11 protein-coding genes are annotated in these 21,024 nt (G+C 31.5%); 7 read left to right on the top strand and 4 right to left on the bottom strand.

Annotated elements, in window-relative coordinates:
* The first annotated feature begins 462 nt into the window (after nt 1–462).
* From ACU8YW_RS28350 to ACU8YW_RS28325, 6 genes are all read left to right on the top strand, one after another.
* On the top strand, nt 463–873 hold the full coding sequence (locus ACU8YW_RS28350) for a hypothetical protein (RefSeq protein ID WP_088063436.1): 411 nt from the start codon (nt 463–465) through the stop codon (nt 871–873).
* Between the two features lie 395 nt (nt 874–1,268).
* Nucleotides 1,269–2,078, top strand: coding sequence for a class I SAM-dependent methyltransferase (locus tag ACU8YW_RS28345; protein WP_000651404.1), 810 nt, complete (start codon nt 1,269–1,271; stop codon nt 2,076–2,078).
* A gap of 746 nt (nt 2,079–2,824) precedes the next feature.
* A complete protein-coding gene (locus ACU8YW_RS28340; RefSeq protein WP_088063438.1) occupies nt 2,825–3,616 on the top strand; it encodes an enoyl-CoA hydratase in 792 nt (263 codons plus the stop codon).
* Between the two features lie 176 nt (nt 3,617–3,792).
* The gene (locus ACU8YW_RS28335; RefSeq protein WP_088063439.1) at nt 3,793–6,351 is read left to right on the top strand and encodes a glycosyltransferase; all 2,559 of its coding nucleotides are present in this window, start codon (nt 3,793–3,795) and stop codon (nt 6,349–6,351) included.
* Between the two features lie 19 nt (nt 6,352–6,370).
* Nucleotides 6,371–7,501 carry an aminotransferase class I/II-fold pyridoxal phosphate-dependent enzyme gene (locus ACU8YW_RS28330; RefSeq protein WP_088063440.1) on the top strand — a complete coding sequence of 377 codons (1,131 nt, stop codon included), beginning with the start codon at nt 6,371–6,373 and terminating at the stop codon, nt 7,499–7,501.
* On the top strand, nt 7,494–8,060 hold the full coding sequence (locus tag ACU8YW_RS28325; RefSeq protein ID WP_088063441.1) for an acyltransferase: 567 nt from the start codon (nt 7,494–7,496) through the stop codon (nt 8,058–8,060). Before ACU8YW_RS28330 ends, ACU8YW_RS28325 begins: the two co-directional genes overlap by 8 nt.
* 279 nt (nt 8,061–8,339) lie before the next feature.
* Here the strand turns inward: ACU8YW_RS28325 and ACU8YW_RS28320 are convergent, their stop codons facing one another.
* The 4 genes from ACU8YW_RS28320 to ACU8YW_RS28305 all read right to left on the bottom strand — a co-directional run bounded on the left by ACU8YW_RS28320 (nt 8,340) and on the right by ACU8YW_RS28305 (nt 13,017).
* Nucleotides 8,340–8,606: a hypothetical protein gene (locus tag ACU8YW_RS28320; protein ID WP_000404243.1), complete on the bottom strand. Its 267-nt coding sequence runs from the start codon at nt 8,604–8,606 to the stop codon at nt 8,340–8,342.
* Nucleotides 8,607–9,205: 599 nt separating this feature from the next.
* Nucleotides 9,206–9,850: a GNAT family N-acetyltransferase gene (locus tag ACU8YW_RS28315; protein WP_016513521.1), complete on the bottom strand. Its 645-nt coding sequence runs from the start codon at nt 9,848–9,850 to the stop codon at nt 9,206–9,208.
* A gap of 103 nt (nt 9,851–9,953) precedes the next feature.
* A complete protein-coding gene (locus tag ACU8YW_RS28310) occupies nt 9,954–11,606 on the bottom strand; it encodes a pyridoxal phosphate-dependent decarboxylase family protein (protein WP_088063442.1) in 1,653 nt (550 codons plus the stop codon).
* Nucleotides 11,607–12,090: 484 nt separating this feature from the next.
* Nucleotides 12,091–13,017 carry an aldo/keto reductase gene (locus tag ACU8YW_RS28305; RefSeq protein WP_088063443.1) on the bottom strand — a complete coding sequence of 309 codons (927 nt, stop codon included), beginning with the start codon at nt 13,015–13,017 and terminating at the stop codon, nt 12,091–12,093.
* Nucleotides 13,018–13,383: 366 nt separating this feature from the next.
* Between ACU8YW_RS28305 and ACU8YW_RS28300 the strand changes: the two genes are divergently transcribed.
* On the top strand, nt 13,384–20,982 hold the full coding sequence (locus tag ACU8YW_RS28300) for a non-ribosomal peptide synthetase (protein WP_446894120.1): 7,599 nt from the start codon (nt 13,384–13,386) through the stop codon (nt 20,980–20,982).
* The last annotated feature ends 42 nt before the right edge of the window (nt 20,983–21,024 follow it).

The raw sequence follows: 21,024 nt of genomic DNA, 5'->3' as shown, positions 1-21,024 counted from the left end.
AAAGGGCGGCTTTTAGTCAGCGTATGAAAGTAAACTATCATATATTACTTTTAGTCTTCAATAGAGAGTAGCGTCAAGGAAGTCCTTCTATAAGAAAGTATGAATATGTCGTTTTCTTTAACTGAAATAGAAATGAACTTATTATATAATAAGTTCAAGGAAATTTTTCCTTTTTAATCATTGTTAAATAACCACAAACCTTTCGGGTTTACGATTCATTACAAGGAAGTGTATAACGATATACGCTAATTTGTAATACGAATGTATTCCTGGAAGGTTTTTTTGCGTTGTGGGAATAGGATAAGTAATCAACTAACAAGGATGTGATAGATTATCTTAAATTATTAAGAATTGTAGTGGGGAAATAAGAATTTTGGATTTCAAAATACAAAAGAAGGTGAAAAAAGATGAGAGGAGCAGTCTCTTCTTTTTTATTTCGAAAGGAGAAGGAAGTGGTTAAATATGAACATGAAAACTTTTGAAATGCGTGAAAAACGTTTAGCAGAACTACTAGGTGCAAAAGTACTATGGGAATTTATCAGTGCCGTCACAGAGGAAATTGAAAAGCAGGAATTAGAGTCTACACCAGGTTTGTTAGAAGATCTATTCATACATGTGAAAGAAACCATTCAAATTCAAAATATGAATCAACGCATAACAAAAGCCCCTGTAAAAACAGAGGCTGGTAGTATAGATAAAGAGACATTATATATAGAAGCATATGTAGAATTAATTAATCATAAGTTTGTTATTTCTGAATTAGCTGTAGAGCTTTTATCTGTTCTAAAAGAATTAAATTGTTTTGTTCAATCATCTTTGCCACAGCTTCAAAGTGAGCTTGATTCTCAAGAACCTCAATCTTCTTCTCTTTAGGGAGTGATTGAAGTATTTCTTTTATTTCTTTACACTCGTATATGTTATTCTCCGAGTCTTCGATTAATTTATTGCGACGATTGGTGTATTCAAGTGCACCTAAAGTGCACCTAAAGTCGCTAATGCGCGAGGATCTAATCCTAGAATTCCCATGTATTCCTCTCCTTTCCTCTACAATAATTCGATAGGGGAAAGGAGATTCCTTTAATAATTTGGTAGAGTTTTTATAGTTATATAACATATTTTTTATTAGTGAGAATTTTATTTAGCAGGAATACAATAGAATTAGACTTAAAATGTTTACCTTCGTCTAAATACAAGTTATACACACATATATTGATCTTATAAAGATATATATTACACATAATAGTATGTTAAAGGTGGCGAATTGTATCATGAAAGATTTTGTTCTCGAAAAAGAAAACATTATTCGTAAATATGGTGAATGGACCGCTTATGATATTAAATTAACGGATACTCTATATACAAGAGATATTCGACAACCAAATCCTGCGTTAAAAAAAATTGTGACAATGATTCAAGATATCACACAATGTGATTTTAAAAATCTTCGAATCTTAGATTTAGCTTGTTTAGAGGGGCATTACGCTATTGAGTTTGCTATGCAAGGAGCAACTGTTGTAGGGATAGAAGGAAGAGAATCAAACGTACAAAAAGCTATATTTGCTAAAGATTTATTAAGGTTGGAAAACTTAACCTTTTATCAAGATGATGTAAGAAATTTAAGTGCTGAAAAATATGGTCAATTTGATATTGTTTTATGCTCTGGTATTTTATATCATTTAGATTGCTCAGATGTATTCCCTTTTTTAGAAAAAGTGTATGAAGTATGCAAAAGGTTTGTAATAATTGATACTCATATCACTCATACTCCCAATGTATCAGTACTCTATAAAAATTATGAATATAAGGGGCACACAATGCTAGAACACTCTGCTAATTCATCAATAGAAGAACGTTTAAAATCAAAATGGGCATCATTAGATAACATTACTAGTTTTTGGATGACAAAATCCTCTCTATACAATTTTTTAACGCGAACAGGTTTCTCTTCTATAAATGAATCCAGAAGTTTAGTTCAAGAAGATAGGGTTACTGTTGTAGCTTTTAAGAAATATCCTATAGAAATTAAAAGCTCTCCTGAAACAGAAAAATACATTGAACCCGATTATTTAGAATGCTAAAAATAACACGTTTAAGTTTAATATCCTAATCACTCTGTATGAGGTTGCACTATATGCCTCTCAAGCTAAAATCTTAAAGTATCCCTAAACAAAATTATCAATTTTCCAAAAGCTATTTATATAAATGCAACTTGTTGTTTCCGTTTTGAGAGCACTATAAAGTTTTTGCTTTATAGTGATGGGATAGCACTGCACTGCTATCAACTTAAAGAAATACTTCCGAAAACAAAAAATGAAAAGAATAATAAAAAAGCTTATCATTACGTGTTAAAGGATAAGCTTTTTTATTTAGCGTTCGATAGAACTCTTTACTTAGGAATTCCCCACTTCTAAATGAAGTGAAAGTGGGGGTAGTTCAATTGTAATTACAACAAATTAGTTAAGAAAGACTTTAATACAAGTGGTTACTAAAATAGTGTCTTTCTTAAACTGTTCTCATTTAATGTTCCTCATGTATCAGTCTTCTTATCTCATTTTTTCTAAGAGTCATCCCAGCTTCAGAAACTGTGTAACGGAAACCTAAGAAACATGAAGCCAAATTAATACAGTAAAAGAACAATTTAAAAATATGTTGTGATTATAAAATGGTGCCAAGAAAGGATTGCTCATTTTATGCTTCTACAGTTCATACAATAAATTGATGAATTTCTAAAAGCGGAACCATATTTGGAAATTTAGGCTGATGGTGAGTGAAGTAAAGATGCTTGGTGTTGTGAAAAATTAGGTAGTTTAAAAGGGGATTTTTTATGAAGAATGAACGAGTAGTAACTTGTAATAAAGAAGGAAGTATTGCAGTCGTTACAATTCAAAATCCACCAGTCAACACTTTAAGTTTAGAAGTAGTTCAACAATTAGTAGATGTATTAGAGGAAATAGAAATTGATAATGATATTTCAGTCGTAATTATAACTGGAAGTGGAGAAAAGGCCTTTGTAGCAGGAGGGAATATAAAAGAATTTCCAGATTGGATGGGCAAAGGTGAAAAATATGCCGAGATGAAATCATTTGAATTGCACCAACCTCTTAATCAACTAGAGAATCTGTCTAAACCGACTATAGCTGCTGTTAATGGGTTAGCACTAGGTGGTGGATGTGAATTAGCACTTGCTTGTGACTTAAGGATAATAGAAGAACAATCTTTAATTGGATTACCGGAAATTACGTTAGGTTTATTTCCTGGGGCTGGAGGAACCCAACGCTTACCTAGATTAATTGGAGAAGGGAAAGCAAAAGAGATGATGTTCACAGGGAAATCGATTACAGCTAAAGAAGCAAAAGAAATAGGCTTGGTTAACTACATTACCCCTCGAGGAGAGGCGTTAAATAAAGCAAAAGAGATTGCAATGGATATAAGTAAATTTTCTCTTCCAGCTCTCGCCTATATGAAGTTGGCAATTCGCGAAGGGGCAGCAGTACCTTTACAAGAAGGGCTTGAGATTGAAGCGCGTTACTTTGGAAAAGTATTTCAAACAGAGGATGTGAAGGAGGGGGTAAAGGCATTTATTGAAAAAAGAATGCCGCATTTTACAAATAAATAGAATGGGACGAAAAAAGTTATCCAGGTTTATTCTATACTATGTCAACATAGATGCTGTTTTTAAAGCTATTTATTTGTTTTTCGCAACACCTCTCAGATCTAGTTCGTCTAATAAATAGATTTGTAGTAGCATGTATATTTCAAAAGTGAAAATAAATAAAAAGGCGGAGGAATAGAATGGAAAATGGTACAAATGAAAAGGAAATAAATCAAACGCCTTTAGTAAGTGTATTAATTCCTACGTATAATCGTCCGCACTACTTTGAAAAAGCTTTATGTAGTGTATTAGAACAAACGTATCCTAATATAGAAATTATAATAGGGGATGATAGTACAAACGACGAAACAGAGAAAGTGTTACAAAAGTACTTGTATGATCATTCAAATATTATTTATATAAAAAATAGGTCAACTCTTGGACAATTTGAGAACTCACGTATGTTATTTCATAAAGCGAAAGGTGAGTATATAAATTTCTTAATGGATGATGATTTATTTCATGTAAATAAAATTGAAAAAATGATGAAATACTTTTTAAATGACCTAGATAATGAAATTAAGCTTGTAACATCCCATCGCCAAGTAATGGATGCAGAAGGAAACCTATTGCCAGATGTTTATTCAACGATGCGTTTATTTTATACAGATACGATTATAGATGGGTCACAATTAGGAAAAATGGTGATTATGAATCAAAAGAATTATATAGGAGAACCGACAACGGTTTTATTTCGTAAAAGTGATTTAACAGAGCCGTATGGTGTATTTGATAAAAGGCGGTATCTTTGCAACGTAGATGTAGCTTCATGGTTATCCTTACTGAGTAAAGGGAAAGCAGTATATATAGCGGAGACACTCAGTTACTTTCGATTACATTCTAATCAGCAGTTAAATGAATCTAATAAAATGATGGATGGGTTAGAAGATTTTTCTCATAGTATTATTATAGCTGGAGAAAAATATGGTTTCTTATCCTCCGAAGAGGAGTTAGACAGAGCTATTACAAATTTTCTAGACTATGCAAGAAGAATTGTTCCATCATCCATATTATATTCATTGGACTACTATCAACAAATCAAGCTAAAGAAAATAAATATTGAAAAGAAAAAAGAGCGTATGAATATCAACTCGCACCTCCCAAAAGTCAGTATACTAATTCCTGCCTACAATAGACCTCATTACTTAGAATTAGCCCTCAAAAGTGCTTTGAATCAAACCTATGAAAATATTGAAATTATAATTTCTGACGATAGTACAAATGATGAAGTAAAAACAATGATCCAGCCATACTTAAAAGAACATGAATGTATAACATATGTTAAAAATGAAAATCCATTGGTGGCTGAAAATTTTAATCAATGTATAGAGCTTGCTACTGGTGAATATATAAATTTTTTATTAGATGATGATTTATTTCATCTTGAAAAGATTGAGAGAATGATGAAATACTTTTTTGAATTAGAAAACATTGCATTTGTGACGTCGTACCGTGAACTGATTGATGAGAATGGAGAGGTATTACCCCCCTCAACATTGAATTTGAAAATTGCCACAGAAACTACAATTTTTGAAGGGGAAACACTAGGGAATTATATGTTGAAAAACTTGAAAAACGTAGTTGGAGAACCGACAACGGTTTTGTTTAATCGCAATTTTTTTGGAGGGAAATTTGGTTATTTTAAGGGGAAAGCGTATTCTTCTATTAATGACATTGCAACTTGGTTAGATATGATGAGGAAAGGAAAAGTAGTTTATATAGAGGAACCTCTTAGCTACTTTAGACAACATAGTGGACAAAATCAAAAACAAATGTACTTTATATTAATGACAATTGAAGAATGGATTGAATTAATTACAGATGCACATAATAGTGGGTTTTTAAATACTGAACAAGATTATAAAGAGAGCTTATCTTATTGTTTGGAGAATGCGGGATTTATACTTAAGGATGCAGTAAGAAGTGGAGAACTAGATCAAATTTATAATGAAAAGATAAAAAGTGGGTTAATTAAACTAGTTACTCAAATATTTGAGAAAAATATTTGTTATTGCCAATATTGCAATCAAGAATTTAAAAGTTTTTCTCCTTGGCCAGCACATTATGATTTTCTTAAATATGAATTTGAGATGTGGAATAAAGATACAGGTATCTGTCCAGTTTGCTATTCGATGGATCGTGACAGGTTGTATCGTGCGTACATTGAAACAGAAACAGATTTGTTAAGTAGGAATTATACTATGCTTCATATTGCACCTGAAGTGAAGGTAAGGGGATGGCTTAACCAGTTTGAAAACATTACTTATATATGTGGGGATTTAGAACCAAAGGATTCTTTAATGGAGGAAATTGATATTACGAGAATTGCATACGAAAATAATACCTTCGATGTTATTTTATGTAGTCATGTATTAGAACACGTGCCTGACGATGAAAAAGCAATGCGAGAATTATATAGGGTACTAAAGCCAAATGGATGGGGAATTATTCAAGTGCCAATCGTAATGAATGTAGATTTTATTATAGAGGATAAATCTATTGTAACGCCATTATTGAGAAAAATAGCCTTTGGTCAAGAAGATCATGTTAGGATTTATAATCGACCGGGATTTATTCAACGATTAACAGATGCGGGATTTAAGGTGGAATTGTATAACATAGCTCAGAAACAAGGAATAGAAATTGCTAGGAAATTCGGATTATCTGAAACGGATATGCTCTATATTGTCCGAAAATGATAGAAAGGAATAGATGCATATGGAGAATATTCCTTTTTTACGTGCGTCAATTGTACCTGCAAACGAGTACTTAGATGAATTAGAGCGAATTGATATATCCCACATATATACAAATTATGGACCTATAAATCAACGTTTTGAAGAAACAATTATGTCGGAATTTTTTCAGAACAGGGGAACAGTTACAACAGTAGCAAACGCAACGCTAGGGTTAATGGCGGCAATTCAATGTAAGAAAAGAAAAAAAGGAAAGTATGCTCTTATGCCTAGTTTTACTTTCCCTGCTACTCCATTGGCAGCTATTTGGTGTGGGTTGGAGCCTTATTTTATTGATATTTCATTAGATGATTGGTGTATGGATAAAACGGTACTTTTGGATAAGATTGATGAATTAAAAGAAGAGGTTGCAGTTGTTGTTCCATATGCAACATTCGGATCATGGATGGACTTGAAAGACTATGAAGAATTAGAGAAAAAGGGCGTTCCGGTTGTTGTAGATGCGGCACCAGGGTTTGGATTAATGCATGAGGGTGTACATTACGGTCAGAATTTTAGTGGTATGATTGTATATAGCTTTCATGCAACAAAGCCTTTCGGAATTGGTGAAGGTGGTATGATATATAGCCATAATGAGGAAGAGATAAATCAAATTAAAAGAATGGGTAATTTTGGATTTGATCATAATCGTGAATGTACGATGATGGGGTTTAACTGTAAAATGACTGAATATGCAGCAGCTATTGGGATTACAACGATAAATAAATGGAATCAAAAAATGCAAGAACGAACTCGTATCTCTGAATGGTATAAACAGTTATTACAAAGTACGGGATTAATAAAAAAAGGCTGGCAAGTTCAAAAGACAAAAGCAGTTATTCATCAATTTATGCCTATCCTCTGTTCAGAAAAAATTAACAATATGCAGATAATAGAAGAGTTGAAAAAGCAAAAGATAGAAGCTAGATCATATTTTTCACCATCTTGTCATCAACAAGATTTTTTTAAAAAATATAAGTCTACAGATTTAACAAATACAAATAAAATAGCAAAACGAATAATTAGTCTCCCTTTATGGGAAGGAATGACAAAAGAAATCGTAGAGAAAATTATAATGTGTTTAATGCAGAAGGGGATGTCCACAGATGAATAGTTTTTATAGTCAAGAAGAGTTGAGCGAAATTGGCTTTCTATCTGTCGGGGAAAATGTATTAATAAGTAAAAAAACCAGCATATATAATCCAGGTGCTATATCTATTGGAAATAATGTAAGAATCGATGACTTTTGCATTTTAAGTGGCAAAATTACAATTGGAAGTTACTCGCATATAGCGGCATATACAGCTTTATATGGAGGAGAAATGGGGATTGAAATGCATGATTTTGCAAATATTTCATCAAAAACAATTGTATATGCAGCAATTGATGATTTTAGCGGAAATACATTAATGGGACCGACTGTTCCACATCAATATAAAAATGTGAAAGCTGGAAAAGTTACTTTAAAAAAGCATGCTATTGTTGGTGCGCACGCTATTATCTTTCCAAATGTAGTAATAGGAGAAGGAGCGGCAGTTGGTGCGATGAGTATGGTAAAAGAAAGTTTAGATGAATGGTATATGTATGCTGGGGTGCCTGTAAGAAAAATAAAAGCTCGTAAAAAAAAGATAGTAGAATTAGAAAATGAATTTTTAAAAAGCCTTAATTCCTGAGTGTTTAAAAGATTTTGTTGCAGCATTTCTCAAAAAAATAAAAAAAAGACATGTATGAGGGGATATTATGTGATTACTGTATTAATTATGGGGCTATCTTTATAGTAGAGTCTACACCAGGTTTATTAGAAGATCTATTCATACATGTGAAAGAAACAATTCAAATTCAAAATATGAATCAAAGCATAATAAAAGCCCCTATCAAAACAGAGGCTAGTGGTATAGATAAAAAGACATTATATATGGAAGCATATGTAGAATTAATTAATCATAAGTTTGTTATTTCTGAATTAGCTGTAGAGCTTTCATCTGTTCTAAAAGAATTAAATTGTTTTGTTCAATCATCTTTGCCACAGCTTCAAAGTGAGCTTGATTCTCAAGAACCTCAATCTGCTTCTCTTTAGGGAGTGATTGAAGTATCTCTTTTATTTCTTTACACTCGTATATATTATTCTCCGAGTCTTCGATTAATTTATTACGACGATTGGTGTATTCAAGTGCACCTAAAGTCGCTAATGCCCGAGGATCTAAACCTAGAATTTCCATGTATTCCTCTCCTTTCCTCTACAATAATTCGATAGGGGAAAGGAGAATCCTTTAATGATTTAGTAGAGTCTTTATATAGTTAGTGAGCATGTTATCTAGTAGGAATGTAGTAGGAATCTGCTTAAAACTCCTTAAAAATAATGAGAAGAAAGGAGAAATTATTAGATTACACTCTTTTTCCTTAAGAAATCTTCATATGGAATGGGATATGAATGAATAGAAAAACGAAATTAAAGAGATTTTTAACCGTTAAAATTATAGAGAATATTAAGAGGTTATCAGGCAATATGTCTTAAAGTGTTTAAGAGTAGGAAGATATGTATCACTCGTTAATTAAAAAGTAAAAAATTAGACATTAGAATAGGGAGAAGTGTCTAAGTAAGTTGCTTTTATAGATGAAATAATGGAGCGTGTGAAATTAAAACATGTTAAAGCAAATATAAGAGTGATCTCGATAGGTTAGGCTTAGAAAGTGACTATTGAATTCGAAGAAGTTAAAATGTGAAAAGTTTCACTTATGTTAACCTGAATATCTATTACTTATCTACTCTATATAAAAAAGCAGCTGCACAAAAGTACAGCTAGTCTTCTTCACAAATTTATATGGCTTTAATGACGAATTGAGATTGAGGTATATATAGTAATTGAGCTGTTAAAGAAGTTGTTGTATTAGCAAATGGGTATGCTTCCTTATAAAGAAAATTACTATACACTATTTCATTCATTTCATAGGTCGTACACAGTTTTTTTAGGATTTTTTGAGAAATTTTATTTGTACAAGCAGCAATAAAATCATAATCTCTTTTACTTATTTCTTGAATGGCATGTGAAAGAAGGGTAGTGACTATACCACTTCCCATCCAATCTGGATGACAAGCGCCCATATCTAGATAAACCAATTTTTCTTTATCTAAATGAGAAAACTCAATAGATTCTGTCTCTAATGTATCTAAAAGTTGAAAAATAGGTTCCATTTGCGGGCATAGTTCAATCGCTTTCTCTGTATCTATTAGTGGCTGAGTTACTTTTTTTGTTAAAAGAACCCCAACAATTTGAAAATTTTCTATTGCTACAAATGACATAGCTTGAGATACAGCTTGTTTCATCATTTCTTCGCACATTTTGTGAAAAGGAGCAAAAGGAATTTGTAAACTGCTTACAAGAGGTTCATTATTCACAAAAGAATGTGCAAGTAAATGTGCTGCATCTTTCACGTGGTGTGTATCAAGTAGCTCTATATTCATATGTTTTTCCTCTTTCCTGATGTAATTAATAGTAATTAAAAGGATTAAAAATTTTATTTAATTTAGTTAAGTTTAACTATTAAAGCGCTAACAAAAATGATTATTAAACATATAAATAAATCTGTTTAGTAGCAATTGAAATATATTTATAAAGAAATTCTACGATCTCATCTATACATTCAACAGTTGTATATGGAGAGATAGAAAAGAATTTTAATGTAGAAATTGGATTTCTATCATAACTGTTTATTACATCTACTACACAAGAACGAGTTGTGTCACCAAAAAATACTTGATCGCGATTTTTTCCTAGGTAATTAAATAGTTCTATATTTAATCGGTTTGTATCCTCAATCTCTTCTTTTGTTGCAAGGCCTATTCGTTCTTTTTCCCAATTTTCTTGGCCATCTCCATTCATATAGAAACGGAAAGTTGTAATTGGCCCAAATGTAAAATCATTTGTGATTGCGACTTGAGGCAAGGCCTTGCGCAACTTCTCTCTAAATAATAGATTTACACGAATATAATTTGCTAATAATTTTTGATATCCTTCAATTCCAAAGGCTAATAGATTGATATACATGGGAATAGCACTACCAGCTCGTGAGCATTCTAAGGTATAGCCTGTATGATAACTACCATATGATCTATTACCAAGATAAGGTGTATCATCTTGTTCAATGTCCATCAGTTGTAAATCAGTATGATTTTTTACGATTAAAATACTTGAAGCATAAGGTGTTTGTCCTAATTTATGAAAATCAAAACATACACTATCTGCAAGAGACATATATTGCATTTTATCTTGTACGTATTGTAAGGCGTTTTTTACATTAGGTTCAAATGAGAGTGGATTTTCTTCAAAATTATAATTATTAAAGAAGCTATAGAATCCGCCCATTGCAGAATCAGCATGGATATAAATAGGCTTTAATTTATATTTTTTCTGTATTGTTTCAGCACTCTCTTTAATTTTTTTTATATCATCAATGGTAAATGTATCTGTTGACCCCATAGTAGCTAGAATATAGAGGGGGATACCACCATTTTTAATAACCTGTATCATTTTATTCTCTAAATCTTCTATATCCATAGAATTTGTATATGGATCAGTTTTCACTTTTATTAAGTGATTTGATCCGATGCCAGTTGCTTCAGCTGACTTTAATAAACTATAATGTGCATTTTCAGAAGCAAAGCAATATACATTTTGTGGAGCGCCATGTTCTTTTGCTGATGGGAATTGTTTAGAAATTGCTAAGCGCAAGCTCGAAAACACGCATCCTTGTCCACCCCATGTTGTATAGCCACCGCTATTATGCGGATTATAACCAATCAGTTTTGAAAGCATGGATACAACTTTTACTTCTGCTTCAGCTGCCCCTGGACCATATACATCCCAAACACCATTACCATTTAAAAGGGCCATGGTTATTACACCTAATAGTGAAGGTATACTTGGTAGTGGTACAGCGTTAGACAAGTAATATTTATTTGGATAAGGATGACCATTCATAAATTGGTTTAGCTCTTCTATAACCTCAGACATAGTGATTCCAGCTAGTGGTATATGACTTTGGTGAATTAAGCTATTATAGTATCCTTCTGATTTTTCCTCACATTTACCTAAAGTAGCTCGCTCTTCATTTTTTAATTGGTCAAGATTTTTAATTATTTTCTGCATAGATTCTAATAAAAGTTGTTGTTTTTCTTCATTTCCGTCAACGCTCGGAAATAGTTTTAAAATATCTTGCATGCAGTCACTTCTCCTTGTGAAAAACTGGATTTTTATTTTACTTGGTTAAACATAAGGGTATAATAATTTGTAATTGCCCTTTTGAATACTTAGAAATGAGGAGCTATTTAGAAAAAAATGTAATTCCATAGAAGATTATATGAACTATGGAATTTAAAGTAAAGAAAAATTTTTTGATTTATTTTAAAAATAGTAATTGTGAGATAATGAAGTTTCTAAAAATATTTCTGAATTAATTGTTTATTTAGTTTGCATGATGCCCTAGCGTGTATTCAACTAATGTAGTAGCTATTTTAATATAATGTAGAACTATTATAAGGTAGTTGAATATAAGAGCTCAACTACCTTATAAACTGTAGATATTGTTGGGAAAAGAGAAAAAATAGGGTAGAAGTGTTAAAGATATGTTCTAGTGGAGAAGAAGTAATGGTATGGATTTGGTAGTAAAATCAGCATAATTTTTTATGAAAGAATAATTATTTGATTAAAGCTTTTTAATGAATTCAATTTCATTATCTAATAATAATGGGCGAGTTAAGTGTGAAGAGTTTTCTTCAACTTGATTAGAATTTTTTGCACCAGGAATCGCAACTGAAACGGCTGGGTGGCTTAAAACATAACGTAAGGCAATTTGCGCTAGACTTCGATTTGATCGTACAAGTGAACCTAATTTCTCTACTTTGTTTAAGCTATCTTTAAACCACTTTTCTTGGGGCCAATCTTTTCTTAAATCATCGTCTGGAAATTTGGTTTCATGATTAAATTTCCCTGTTAAAATCCCCATCTTAAGTGGACCTCTTATCACAGCACCTAAATTATGTTTTTCAATATAAGGAAGGATGTCTTTTTCAGGTTCTTTATTTAAAATACTATAATCGAATTGTACAACATCTAAATCATCATTCTGATTAAAATGTTTAATATAATCTAAATCATTAGTAGAAACACCAACTGATCTCACTTTGCCAGATTTTTTTAAGGTTTGGAAAGCTTGTAGAAAAGCTTCTGTTTCTTCAGGTTTATCCCACCAAATATGACAAAAGTACACATCTATATAATCCGTTTTAAGCCGTAGTAAACTAGCATCAAACGCATCAATGATCTTTTTAGGATCTCCATAAACGGCTGCCTGATTGGGGTCATAATGATGACCAATTAATCCACCTTTTGTAGAAAGAATGATATCCTGCCTACGTTTATGTATAGCTTTTGCAACTAGTGTTTCACTATGACCTAGTCCATAAACATCAGCAGTGTCAATAAAATTAACCCCTAGGTCAATTGCTTTATTGATTGCATCAATGGATTCATTATCTTTTACTGCTCCCCATTCATCTCCACCAATTGCCCAAGAGCCGAATCCTATCTCTGAAACTATTAATCCCGTTTTACCTAATAATCTATATTCCATTTTATACGGACTCCTCCTTTTCAGTGTATATTATTAGAAATATACATAGTGACCAGTTGGAATATTCTTGAATTTGGTTTCGGGGTGTAAATTAGAGTATATATTTTAATAAATATATATGAGATTACTTTATAAAAAGTAATTGGAATTATTAGTAAAATGGTTTTTTATGCTTAAATTGAATAAAAGTATGAACTTTCACGGTATAAATATGAATTTTATTCATCATTTCAATAACTATGCAATAAGCGAAATAAATGTTGAATTTAGTCGGAAAATATACATTTACAAATCGCAGAATGTGTACATATAGTTGTAATTGTAAATATTATCCGTTTTGAAATATTTATAAAAGGAGAAATTCATATGAAGGAAATACAAAAGCAATATGAAATTGTAGAAGAATTGGATGCAACAGTAGGGCAAGAAGCATTATGGATAGCTCATCAAATGGAATTAGAAAATGCTATGAACAATGAAGCTAACATAATAAAGCTAAAAGGAAATCTTCAAATAGATACCCTTAAGAAAGCGCTTACTTTAATAGTGCAATCTCACCCGGCGCTACGTACACTATTTATTAAGAGGGACGAAAAAATTAAACAATTCATTCAAAAGAGTATAGACTTTGATATACCAATTAAGGATTTAACTGCTTTTAAAAACACAGAACAAAAATCTATTTTTAAAAAATTTTTAGACTCTATAGTGAATGAGAAATTTAGTTTAGAAGAGGGACCTTTGTTTAAATTCCACATCATTAAATTTTGTGAAGATGAATTTATTTTACATATGATTTTTCATCACATTATTTATGATGGATGTAGTTTAGGAATTTTTATCCAACAATTGTCTCATACGTATTGTGAATTACTTCAAGAAAATACAGGTTTGGTATTAGAATCTCCTTATAAGAGCCTTGTAGAATTTGAGGAAGGTTTTATTGACAGTGCAATATATATAGAAGGATCATCCTATTGGAAAGATTATTTACAAGGTGAATTACCTCCTACAGAGTTTCCTGCTACTATTAATAAAATGAATGAACCGATGTATACGAACAAAAATATAAGCAAGAATATTGATGCCGATCTATTTTATCAAATACAATGTTTTGCTAAAAGAAATAACATAAGTGTCTATCGGGTTATGTTAAGTACTTATTGTGCCTTGCTTCATCAAATGACAAATGCTGAAGAAATTATTGTAGGTATTCCAATTAATACTAGACCACAAACGGAAGAAGGGAATGCTTTTGGTTATTTTGTTAATACATTACCTATACGTATAACAATAGAAAAAGGTGATACATTTAAGGGAATACTTAACAAGGTGAATAAATCTGTTCATTTGGCTATTAAGTATAAACATAATCCATATTCACATATAGTAAGAGATTTAAATCTAAATAATAATACACATCATAATATGATTTATTCAACAGCATTTAATACGGTAAGGATACCTCAATTGAAAATTCCCGATATTGAGTCCACAGTTTTAACAGATTGTAAAAGAGTAAATCCTTTTAACATGACCTGGAGAATAATGAGATATGAAGGGGAAACAGAGAATAAAATTGAGGTTGACTATAATTCAGCATTATATAAACCAGATAGTATGAATGATTTAGTTGAAAGATATATATATTTGTTACAAAAACTAATGAAGAATGTGAACGAACCTATCCATTCATTGGATTTACTTTTAAAAAAGGATCATCGTTTATACAAAGATATAAACTCAAATACTCTTGCATATCCTAATTTAAAAACATTAGATCAATTAATTGATCTACAAGCATTAAAATCGCCAAATCAAATAGCGATTTCAATGGGGGATAAATCGATTACCTATTATGAATTGCAGCAAAGGTCAAATCAAATTGCGAATTATTTACGTGAAAATGATATAAAAAAGGGACAGCGTGTAAGTATTACTATGGTGAGAGAGATCGATACAATTGTATGCATTCTAGGTATACTAAAATCAGGTGGAGTTTATGTACCAATCGATCCAAAGTTTCCTGAAAAAAGAATAGAATACATCTTAAAAGATAGCGAAAGTCAAATGATTATTACGAAGAAAGAATACAGGAGATTGGTTGAAAGTTTTGCGATTCATACAATTTATCTAGAAGATTTTCATTACGCTAATTCTATAGAAAATATTGCGCCTACACATACCATAGAAGATGCTGCGTATATTATCTATACGTCAGGTTCAACAGGTTTACCAAAAGGAGTAGTTGTACCACATAGAGGAGTAATTAATTTATCATATTCATTAATGAATCAATTTAATTTAGACAAAAATGATGTATTTTTACAATTTGCAACAATGATTTTTGATGCCTCCATTATGGAAATGTTTCCGATTTTGTTATGCGGAGGAAGAATGCATGTAATTTCTGAAATGGAAAAACGTTCTGCAGAAGAATTTATAAATGTAATTAACAAGAATGGTATTACATTTGTTCTTTTACCAACTGCATTTTTTAAATTAATAGCTGATATGCCTAAAGAAATGTTGCTTAAATTAAATTCCTTAAAATGTGTATTTGTGGGAGGGGAAACCATACCTGCTGAATCAGTTCGTAAATGGCAAAGTAAAGTAGGGTTAAAGATTCCAATTCTTAACGCATATGGTCCTACTGAAGCTACTGTATGTACAACCATTTATGAAGTAAATCATGAGATAAAAGAAGAAACTTCTAATATCCCAATAGGTAAACCAATTGCTAATAGTAAAGTTTTCGTGGTCAGTCCGTTCAACACGTTATGTCCGTCAGGAGTAGTAGGTGAATTATTCATTAGTGGTGATGGGGTTGCTAAAGGATATATAAATCAAAAGAAAAAAACAGAAGAGGCATTTATTTCTTTCGAAAAATCATATAATCGCAATAAAAAAATATATCATACTGGGGACTTAGTACGTCTTTTACCAAATGGAAACTTAGAATTTATCGGAAGGAAAGATAATCAAGTAAAACTACGTGGGTATCGAATTGAGCTTGATGAAATAGAAAGAGCATTATTTAAACACCCAGAGGTAAAAGATGCAGTAGTAGTAACTTATCAAAATGACAAAATTGCTAGCTTTTATGTATCAAAAGACAATACAGAGATAAAACAAGAGAACTTAAAAACATTCTTAAGTGAAAGATTACCAGATTTTATGATGCCAAATTATATATTTCATCTTAAAACATTTCCATTATCACCAAGTGGTAAGGTTGATAGAAAAAAATTAGAATTACAAATCCCATCTTTACTTGAAAATATGCAAAATCAATATATACCACCAATAAGTGGCACAGAAAAAAGGTTGGCAAAAACATGGTCAGAGATTTTAAATTTAGGGAAATATAGAATCAGTAGAGATGACGACTTTTTTAAACTTGGGGGACATTCACTAATTGCTGTGCAAGTATTAAATCAAATTCAAAAAAAGTTTCATTTGAAAATAGAAATTAGAGATATTTTTGAGCATACAACAATTGCTAGTCTATCTGCTTACATCGATAAATTAATGGAAGCAAATCATGATAGAGAAGAACAGAAGATGCAAATATTAAAAGTTGCAGATAAGGAAAGTTATCAGTTATCAAGTGCTCAAAAAAGAATCTGGTTTTTAAATAAATCAAACGCTATTAATAGAGTATACGATACACCACTACACATATATATTGAGCCGAGTTTGAAAAAAGATATTTTACAGGACGCCATAAGGTTTTTAGTTGAACGACACGAGATGCTCCGCACAGTGTTTATTGAAAAAAATGGGGAGCCTAGACAAGTCATATTAAAATCAATAGCGATTGACCTGATACACCATGAGATTGAACAGATGGCTAAAAAGGAACAACAAGAATATATACGTAGAACAATAAATCAAACGGATCATACACCATTTGATTTGGAAAATGGACCGCTTTTCCGGATTAGAATTTTTAATCTTGATAAGAAAAAATCCTATTTATATATCAATTTACATCACATTATTACTGATGAGTGGAGTGTAAGGAATTTATTAGATGAATTAATGAAGGTATATAGTGCCTTTGCTAAACGAAGAAATCCTGAGTTGCCAACTATTTCTAATCGATATGTAGATTATGTTGAGTGGGAACAGGAGCAGTTAAAATTAGGTCGGTGGGATACAGAAAAATCTTATTGGATGGCCGAACTTGCAGCACCTCTTCCTATATTAAATCTTCCTTTAGATTTTAGTGGGAATCGTCAAAGTACAAATAAGGGTACAGTATTTGAAATGAAGTTAGATAATGAAATGAAAGAGTCTTTGAAACAAGTATGTGAACAAGAGAATGTTTCTATGTATATGCTATTTTTGGCAGCGTATATTCAATTGTTACATTATCTAACGGATCAAAAAGATATTATTGTAGGTACACCGGTTGTTGGAAGGAATTATCAAGAATTTGAACAAATACAAGGATTTTTTGTAAATACTTTAGCTATTAGAACACAATTAAATGATGTAAAAAATTTAAAACAGCTATTACAAGTAGTGAGAGAAAAATGTTTGAATTCTTTCCAAAACCAATCATACCCATTTGATAAAGTAATTGAGCAAATAAATCCGGATAGAAGCTTTGGAAATAACCCGATCTTTTCTACTATGTTTAGTTACCAGAAAGATATTTTGCAACAACATGATGCGTACAAGCTTCAATTGTTACCTAATAAACAAGATGTTAGTAAGTTTGACATTTCTTTAGCTGTTGAAGAAGGATCGGATTATGTAGAGATTTCATTTGAGTATAATATTAATCTTTTCAAGGAAGAGTCAATTAATAGGTTTACTCAAAATTTACTTAATATACTGGACGCATTTATTCATCAAAGAACAGTGGCATATGAGAATCTTTCATTCCTATCACTGGAAGAGGAATCTCTATATAGAAAGGTAAATCATACAGAAAGACCGTATCCTTATTTTCAAAATATACAGGAGCAATTCTATAAGCAAGTAGAAACACAATCAAATCGGATTGCTATAGCGACTGAAACAGAGTCTTTAACATATAGGCAATTAAATAGGAGTTCTAATCAAGTAGCGCAACATTTGCTTGATAAAGGTATAAAAAAAGGTGACAAGGTAGCCATATTTTTAGATAGAAGTATGAGTAGTATCGTTTCTATGATTGGAATATTAAAAGCCGGTGCTGCCTATATACCAATCGATGTTAAATACCCTGAGGATAGAATAAATTATATAGTAAGTGACAGCGAGGCATGTAGAATTATAACGAATTACAAATACAAAAATCATTTGAATTCAAGTAGTTATAACGTTTCAATAATAGAGGATATATATTGTACGACAATAAATGGTGATGTGAAAATTTTAAATAAACCAGATGACTTGGCCTATGTAATTTATACTTCAGGATCAACAGGCAAACCAAAAGGTACATTATTAACTCATAAAGGAGTATTAAATTTAGTTGAATGGAGAAATGAAGTATTTCATATTTCACCAAATGATAAAGTAACACAGTTTTATTCCCATAGTTTTGATTCTTCTGTATCGGAAATTTTTTCTACTTTGTTAAATGGGGCGGAACTATATGTATTAAGTGATGAACAGCGCTATTCAACTGCAGCATATGCCCAAGCTGTCCAAGAAATACAAGCAACTATTTCTGATTTACCAACAGTATTTTTTAATGAACTATCGACTTCATTAAATAAACTGGATAGTGAAAAGATACGTTCGTTAAGATTTATGATAATGGGAGGGGAAGCCGCATCAACAAATGCTATTAGGAGTTGGCAAAATACTTTTAAAAACCAAGTACAACTGGTAAATGAGTATGGTCCTACGGAAGCAACTGTTTCAGCGATGTATTATTTCATACCAGACTTAGAATGCGAAAATAACATTTTAGGTAGTATACCGATTGGCATTCCAATTTCTAACACAAAGGTTTACATATTGAACTCATATATGCAACATTGTCCGGTAGGGGGCATTGGCGAATTATATATTGAGAGTTTAGGATTAGCCCAAGGGTATTGGAAGCAGGAAGAAAAAACAAAACAGGCATTTATTGCAAATCCATTTTCAGAAGATAACAGTAAAAGGTTATACCGAACAGGTGATTTAGCAAAGTGGTTATCAAATGGAAATATAGAATTTATGGGAAGAAAAGATAAGCAGGTTAAAATTAGAGGGCACAGAATTGAACTAGGGGAGATAGAAGATGCAATATTACAATTTGAGGGGATAAATCAGGCTGTGGTAACACAAACGAAAGATGGAATGTTACTGCAAGCTTATTATAAAACAGTGGACGGTATAGGGATAGAGAAAAATAAGTTAGCAATACATTTATCAAATGTATTGCCAGAATATATGGTCCCTAAATATTACTCTCATGTGTTAGAAATACCAATAACGGCGAACGGGAAAATTGATTTTGAAAAGCTGCCCAAAATAGAGTTTGATTATGAGCAAAACGATGAGTGCAAACTTAAACCTCAAACTAAAGTGCAAAAAAACATTGCAAAAGTATGGTCTGAAGTTCTAAACATAAAATCTATAGGTTTAAAAGATGATTTCTTTAATTTGGGTGGACATTCTTTAAAAGTTATGCCGGCATTAGTCAAATTAAAACCGTTATACCCTAACTTGAAAATTCAAGATTTCTTTAAGTATAGAACAATAGAAAAATTAGCCTCTCATATTGAAGAGATGGAAGATATGTCGTTCAAGAAAGAGAAAAATATGAATGTAGCTCGTATGGAAAATGAAACGAAAACGACTCCTGTTTATGAAACAACTAAATTAGAAGAATGTGAGTTAGATATGGTGAATTATCCAAAAGCAGTTTTTCTTACAGGGGCAACAGGATATTTAGGGGCACATATTTTAGAACGGTTATTACAGTTGCCATCTACGACTATATACTGTTTAGTAAGAAAAAATGAGAATCAAGTAATTGGTGCAAAGTTAAAAGAAAGAATGGAGTTTTATTTCGGTAAAGAAATCCTTCAAAAGTTAGAGGAGAGAGTAGAATTAATTGAAGGAGATTTATCTTTGATGAATCTAGGTCTAGATTCAAAGCAATTGGACCATTTAAAGAATAAGGTAGAGTCAATCATACATTGTGGTGGAGAAGTTAGACACTATGGAGAACGTGAGCATTTTCAAAAGGTAAATGTTCAGTCTACAAAATACTTATTGGAATTAGCTAAGAACACAAATGCACGTTTTCATTATATATCGACTTTAAGTGTAGTAGGTCAGGCTGAAAGCGATCCAAAAGAATTTGAATTCTTTGAGTCTAATTTTGATAGAGGGCAAAATTTAGATAATCTGTACCTAGAAAGTAAGTTTCAAGGCGAGAAAATGGTCAGAGAAGCAATGGAAAAAGGAGTTCGTGCCACGATATACCGTGTGGGGAATTTAGTGGGTAACTCTAAAACAGGTAAATTTCAATACAATATTAATGAAAACGCATTTTATAGATTATTAAAAGGGATATGCCTATCTAGCATAGCTCCTGACGTCAATACGTATGTAGATTTAACGCCTGTAGATTATGGAAGTTTAGCTATTACTGAATTATCTTATAAGGCCAATACAGTAAATAAAACCATGCATATCTGTAATCCAAATCAGCTTAAATGGTATCAATTTATTAATAGTTTACAATCTTTTGGATACGATATCCTGCTAATGAAACAAGAGAAGTATATAGAGAAGTTTTTTAATACGAATCTAACTACTGATGAACAGAAAGCTTTAGAGCTCATAATGCCTTTATTAGAATCTGTAGAAGAGTTATCAGTAGCTATACCATCTTGTTTATACACGCAAGGATATTTGAAGAATATACATTGTTTAGAGCCAAATCAAGAGTATATCAATTTGTTATTAAATTATGCTATGAGTATCGAGTTTTTACCAACCATTAAAGAACCAATATCGCTATAGAATATACAATCGATTTTGAACAGATTGGTTTATAAATATGAA

The sequence above is a fragment of the Bacillus pretiosus genome (genome assembly GCF_052947655.1).
Note: the sequence above shows the minus strand (reverse complement) of the source record. Positions and strands in the feature narration are given on the sequence as shown.